The organism is Streptococcus suis, from assembly GCF_002964045.1.
Taxonomy (GTDB): Bacteria; Bacillota; Bacilli; order Lactobacillales; family Streptococcaceae; genus Streptococcus; species Streptococcus suis_U.
Map to the genome: position 1 here is coordinate 1 of NZ_POPB01000580.1, position 340 is coordinate 340.

The following is a 340-nucleotide window of genomic DNA, read 5'->3' on the forward strand; positions in this document are numbered from 1 at the left end:
ATAAAAGATAAAAAATAAAGAAGGAAGTCTTATGTCTAAAGAAATTATTGCTAAAGCGCAAGAGCGCATGAACCAATCTCATCAGAGTTTGGCACGTGAATTCAGCCACATTCGTGCTGGCCGTGCCAATGCTAGTTTGTTGGACCGTATTTCAGTTGAGTACTACGGTTCTCCAACGCCATTGAACCAGTTGGCTGGTATTACAGTGCCAGAAGCGCGTGTTCTTTTGATTACTCCGTTTGATAAGTCAATCTTGAAGGATATTGAGCGTGCTTTGAACGCATCTGACCTTGGTTTGACGCCACAATCTGACGGTACTGTTATCCGTTTGGTTATTCCT

Annotated in this window: 1 protein-coding gene; it reads left to right on the forward strand. The window is 42.6% G+C overall.

What is annotated here, in order from left to right:
- Positions 1 to 31: 31 nt before the first annotated feature.
- A partial coding sequence (locus C1E99_RS12810; protein ID WP_153060262.1) for a ribosome-recycling factor occupies positions 32 to 340 on the forward strand: 309 nt, incomplete at its 3' end.